The organism is Vibrio sp. ZOR0018 (assembly GCF_963865925.1).
In the GTDB taxonomy this organism is placed as follows: Bacteria; Pseudomonadota; Gammaproteobacteria; order Enterobacterales; family Vibrionaceae; genus Vibrio; species Vibrio anguillarum.
In genome coordinates this window covers 1-1,915 of the sequence record NZ_CAWMCN010000168.1, presented here as the reverse complement: position 1 = coordinate 1,915, position 1,915 = coordinate 1, and the positions used below count along the sequence as shown (strand labels likewise).

2 protein-coding genes and 1 pseudogene are annotated in these 1,915 nt (G+C 42.5%); all 3 read left to right on the top strand.

Annotation, left to right across the window (positions count from 1 at the left end; all coding sequences use genetic code 11):
• Positions 1-519, top strand: a 519-nt coding sequence (locus AACR75_RS18510) for an RHS repeat domain-containing protein (protein ID WP_231564217.1), incomplete at its 5' end; no start/stop codon positions are given.
• A gap of 10 nt (positions 520-529) precedes the next feature.
• Entirely contained in the window at positions 530-1,132 is a 603-nt protein-coding gene (locus AACR75_RS18505; protein ID WP_052190362.1) for a hypothetical protein, read from the top strand.
• Between the two features lie 454 nt (positions 1,133-1,586).
• Positions 1,587-1,915 (top strand): annotated as a pseudogene (locus AACR75_RS18500) (type IV secretion protein Rhs); the annotation flags it as partial.

Below are 1,915 nucleotides of genomic sequence, written 5' to 3'. Positions count from 1 at the left end.
TATTACGATGCAGACAGTGGCCAGTACCTAAGCCCAGACCCTATAGGGTTTGCGGGAGGGCTAAGGCCGCAGGCGTATGTATTTAACCCGCTGGAGTGGGTTGATCCGTTGGGGTTGGCTTCTTTATTCGACTTAGGGACTTATAGTGGTTTGAATGGTGGTGCTCATGTAGGGGATGGATTACAGGCTCACGAGCTAATTAGACACGAATTTTTGAAACAGCAGGGCTTGGCTGGAGATTCTCGTTTAGGTGGAAACCCATCAATTGCACTTGATTTAGATCACCATACTAGAGGGCCTAGGAAGGATAGTCGTGGTATAGGTGGCGTCCATTACCATGAGAACATTGTTAGGGGAGAGCATGGATTAGGGAAAAACCAATTTAAATCTACGATTGCGGAAGAGTTAGATATTACAAGTGAGGCTATGCGTAGAGCTGGTGTCCCTGAAGAGTCAGTTTCTCAACTTAGGAAAAACTCTGAAGAGTTTTATGAACAAATTAGTAAATCTTGTAAATAAAAGGATGAACATGAGCATAGTACATAAAGTAAGCAGCAATGAGTCTTCTGAGTATACTGGTGTTATGTTTGGGGGAGCTCTCCCAGATTCGATGGGTAAGTTTCATAATCCAGCAGGAGATGAGTTGTTATTAATCGCATCTATTGATGGTGACAAAATTAATGAAACTCTTTCTAAAGAATTATTCCCTAAAGGGAGGGTGTTTTCGATATTATCAACATACTCAGATAATGATTATTTTTTGGATGATATTTCTTTCTTTGGCGGGGAAGATGAACTTAATTATATAAAGAGTGGTTTCACTAAAGTGATAGCTTCTAATTGTTATGAATTTTCGCTATCCAACGGAATTGATGCTGAAGTTAATAGTGTTGACCTTCCTGAAGATGCCTTCCCCGCATTTTCATTTATTTCTGATAATATACCCAATGGCTTGATAGGTTTTGAAAAACTATTGGATGAATATTATTTTGTGGCTCAGTTTTATTCAAATGATATTCCTGTGAAAAATGGTGAAGCTTTCTATTTTTCGGATGCGAATGGATATTTGTTTATTAAAAGGGATATCTCAAATTCATCAGATGCTGGTTTGTTTTTTGTGCAGTCAGCATGATTTATGAACATAACTATAAAATAACAAGGACAGGCACTATTATAAAGGTCGCATGCTTATACAGCGCGAGGCTTTGGTTGGCCCTTGTCGCGATAGGTAAGTGGCCAAATCTAGGCAGTAGTTAGTGATATTTGAATGGTTTTACTCTCTGACAATGAACTGCCGGAGTTGCCAAGCGCTAACAAGTTGATTCTTTGTTTAGGTTAGGGCGTGATGATAAAGATGGGGACGGGAAGCTAGCTATCCAATCGAAGTAAATGGATGCGACGTTTGTTCAACTTGAGCTTCGCCTGTTTTGTACTAACAACTCATATCCGCTCCATCCGTTGGGGCATTTGTCCCTTCAATTCTTACGCGCGTCGACCACTATCAGTACGACGCCGCCTCTCGCTTAACCTACACCGAAAATGGTGATGCATGGGTATCCTTTGCTTACAGCCCATCTGGGCTGCTATTGGAAGAAAACCTCAATGGCACCCCAATCGTTCATGAATACGACGAACATGGCCGCCGTATTGGTTCATCAGGCAGCAAAACCGCGCGACAATATCAATGGACGAAGCACCAATTACAGCAACTGTCTGTAGGCGAGCATACCCCGCTGCAATTTGCGTATCACCCGAGTGGGCATGAGCAAACTCGCGTCACAGAGCAGGGTTTTAGTCTTCACCACCAATGGAGTGACACAGGATTACTGCTGCAACAACAGCTTGGTAGAAATGGTGATAGCTTACGCCAGTATCAGTACGATGCCCTAGACAGGCTCGTAGGCATTAACGATGC